This window comes from Xanthomonas sp. SHU 166 (genome assembly GCF_000364685.1).
In the GTDB taxonomy this organism is placed as follows: Bacteria; Pseudomonadota; Gammaproteobacteria; order Xanthomonadales; family Xanthomonadaceae; genus Xanthomonas_A; species Xanthomonas_A sontii.
Genome location: NZ_AQOJ01000531.1, coordinates 1 through 3,356, shown reverse-complemented (window position 1 = coordinate 3,356; position 3,356 = coordinate 1). Strand labels below are relative to the sequence as shown.

Annotated in this window: 3 protein-coding genes; 1 reads left to right on the top strand and 2 read right to left on the bottom strand. The window is 72.3% G+C overall.

All coding sequences use genetic code 11. From position 1 onward, the window contains the following. Nucleotides 1–1,077 (bottom strand): exodeoxyribonuclease VII large subunit (xseA, locus tag D180_RS13655; RefSeq protein WP_017913233.1); only part of this gene is annotated, 1,077 nt, incomplete at its 3' end. Between the two features lie 26 nt (nucleotides 1,078–1,103). Further along, complete coding sequence (queG, locus tag D180_RS13650) at nucleotides 1,104–2,210, bottom strand: tRNA epoxyqueuosine(34) reductase QueG (RefSeq protein WP_017913232.1); 1,107 nt, start codon at nucleotides 2,208–2,210, stop codon at nucleotides 1,104–1,106. Between the two features lie 23 nt (nucleotides 2,211–2,233). Between queG and D180_RS13645 the strand changes: the two genes are divergently transcribed. Next, on the top strand, nucleotides 2,234–3,356 hold a 1,123-nt coding region (locus D180_RS13645), incomplete at its 3' end, for an NAD(P)H-hydrate epimerase (protein ID WP_017913231.1).

Sequence of the window (3,356 nt, the reverse complement as noted above, 5' to 3'; positions counted from 1 at the left end):
CAGCATCGCCAGCCGCCGTTGCGGCTGCGCGGCGCGCAGCACCGCGGCGGCATGGCGCAACTGGGCATGCCGGCGTTCCTGCTGTTGCCGCCACACCGCCGCCAGCCGTCGTCCGATCTCGTGCTGGCGGCGCTGCAGCAACTGCAGGCGCACCTGCGGGCTCTGCGCCTGCAGGCGCAGCAGGGCGCGGTCGGCGCGTTGCTGCGCTTGCCGCAGCCGGTGCTGCTGCCAGCGCAGCAACGCGGCATGCTGGGAGCGCAGGCGCGCGCCGAGATCGCGCTGGTCGGGGACCAGCAATTCGGCGGCGACCGACGGGGTGGGGGCGCGCAGGTCGGCGGCGAAATCGGCCAGGGTCACGTCGGTCTCGTGGCCGACGGCCGACACAACCGGGGTGACTGCCGCGGCGATGGCGCGTGCCAGGTGTTCGTCGTTGAACGCCCACAGGTCCTCCAGCGAGCCGCCGCCGCGGGTCAGCAGGATCGCGTCGTAGCGGCCGCTGGCGTCGGCCTGGCGCAGCAAGGCGGCAATCTGCGCCGCGGCGCTGTCGCCCTGGACCAGGCTCGGCAGGATGTCCACCTGCAGCAGCGGCATGCGCCGGCCGAGCACGCTCAGCACATCGCGCACGGCGGCGCCGCTGGGCGAGGTGATGACCGCCAGGCGCCGCACGAAGCCGGGCAGGGCGCGCTTGCGCTCGCTGGCGAACAGGCCTTCGGCGGCGAGCCGGGCCTTGAGCTCCTCGAACGCCCGGCGCAACGCGCCTTCGCCGGCTTCCTCCAGATGGTCCAGCACCAACTGGTAATCGCCGCGCGCTTCGTACAGGGTCAGGCGCCCGCGTGCCAGTACGCGCAGGCCTTCGCGCGGCACGAACCGCAGCCATTGGCTCTTGGGCTTGAACATCGCGCAGCGCACCTGCGCGCGCGAGTCCTTCAGGGTGAAATACAGGTGGCCGGACGAGGGGCGGGTGACGTTGCCCAGTTCGCCTTCCACCCAGGCCAGCGGGAAGGTGCTCTCCAGCAGATCGCGGGCCAGCGTGTTGAGCTGGCTGGGGCTGAGGATCTGGTCGGCGCGATCGGACATGCGGGCGGTGCAGGGCGTACGGGCGCCTATCCTCGCACGTCGGCAGCTGCGGCCGGCTGCGTCGACGTGGCTGCATGCCGGGCCAGCGCCCATTGCACGTGCTCGCGCACCAGCGGCGAGGGATGCTGCGCGCGCGCGCCTAGCGCGGCCAGTACCTGTGGCGTGGTCGGCGCGTTGCCCAGCGCCACTGCCAGATTGCGCAGCCAGCGCTCGTGACCGCTGCGGCGGATCGCGCTGCCTTCGGTGCGGCGCAGGAACTCGTCTTCCTCCCAGGCGAACAGCTGCGCCAGCGTGGCCTTGTCCAGGTCGTTGCGCGCGCGGAAGTCCGGTTCGTCGCTGCGCTTGGCGAACTTGTTCCAGGGGCAGATCAGCTGGCAATCGTCGCAGCCGAAGATGCGGTTGCCGATCGCCGGGCGCAGTTCCTCGGGAATCGCGCCGTCGTGCTCGATGGTGAGGTAGGCGATGCAGCGGCGCGCATCGAGCCGGTACGGCGCGACGATCGCCTGGGTCGGGCAGACGTCGATGCAGCGCGTGCAGGTGCCGCAGTGGGCGCTGGCCGGCGGGTCGATCGGCAGCGGCAGATCGACGTAGATCTCGCCGAGGAAGAACCAGGAGCCGCCGTTGCGGTCGATCAGGCAGGTGTGCTTGCCGATCCAGCCCAGGCCGGCGTCGCGCGCCAGGGCGCGTTCGAGCACCGGCGCCGAATCGACGAACACGCGGTGGCCGAACGGGCCGATCTCGTCCTGGATGCGCTCGGCCAGCTTCTGCAGGCGGTTGCGCATCAGCTTGTGGTAGTCGCGGCCCAGCGCATAGCGCGCGACATAGGCGCGCTCGCCGTCGCGCAGCGTGTCCCAGGCCGAATCGTCGTCGTTGCGGCCGTAGTCCAGGCCCACCGAGATCACCCGCAGCGTGCCGGGGATCAGTTCCGCCGGGCGCGAGCGCTTGTCGCCGTGCTGGGCCATCCAGTGCATCGTGCCGTACAGGCCCTGTTGCAGCCAGTCGCGCAGATGCGCCTCGTCCTGCTGCAGTTCGATGCCGGCGATGCCGCAGCGCTGGAAGCCGAACGTGCGCGCCAGCGCGCGGATGCGCGCGGCGGCGGTGTGGGGATCGGCGATGTCGAGGCGGGCGGACATCGCGCAAGTATAGAATCCCGTGCATGTACAACTGCTTCGATCTCCATGCCACCGCGGACGCGCGCCGCATCGATGCGCAGGCCACCGCGCTGCTGGGCGGCGACGGCTACACGCTGATGCAGCGCGCCGGTCAGGCCGCGTGGCAGACGCTGTTGCAGCGCTGGCCGCAGGCGCAGCGCATCCTGGTGGCCTGTGGCAGCGGCAACAACGGTGGCGATGGCTACGTGCTGGCGCGGCTGGCGCATCGCGCCGGACGGCAGGTGCGCGTGCTGCAGTTGCCCGGGCGCGGTCCGCAATCGCCGCTGGCGCAGCGCGCCTGCACCGACTACATCGGCGTCGGCGGCCGTATCGAGGAGTTCGACGCGGCGCTGGCGCCGGCCGACGTAGTGGTCGATGCGTTGCTCGGCATCGGCCTCAATCGCGCGCCGGACGCCGAACTGGCGGCGCTGCTCGGCGCGCTGGGCGGACTTGGCGCGCCGGTACTGGCGCTGGATGTGCCCAGCGGCGTGGACGCCGAAACCGGCAGCGTGCCCGGCGCGGTGTTGCCGGCGTCGCTGACCTTGCAGTTCATCGTCGCCCATGCCGGCCTGCATACCGGTGCGGCCTTGAACCATGTCGGCGAGCGCGCGCTGGCGACGCTGGAGGTGCCGCTCGCCGCGTTTGCCGATTGCGCGCCGCGCGCGCAGGCCTGGACCGTCGGAGCCTTGCGCCGCCATCTGGCGCCGCGCCGGCAGGACAGCCACAAAGGCGATTCCGGGCATGTGCTGTGCGTCGGCGGCAATCTCGGCAGCGGCGGAGCGGTGATGCTCAGTGCCGAATCGGCCCTGCGCAGCGGCGCCGGCCTGGTCAGCGTGGCGACCCGCAGCGCGCACGTGGCGCCGCTACTGGCGCGCTGCCCGGAGGCGATGGCGCATGCGGTCGACGAGGCGGCGGCGCTGACGCCGTTGCTGCGCAAGGCCAGCGTGGTTGCGCTCGGTCCCGGGCTGGGCCAGGACGCCTGGGCGCAGGCGCTGTGGCAGACGGTCCTGGCCGATGAGGATCGCGCGCTGGTGCTGGATGCCGACGCATTGAATCTGCTCGCACAGGCGCCGCGCGCGGTGCCGCAGGCGGTACTGACCCCGCATCCCGGCGAGGCCGGGCGCCTGC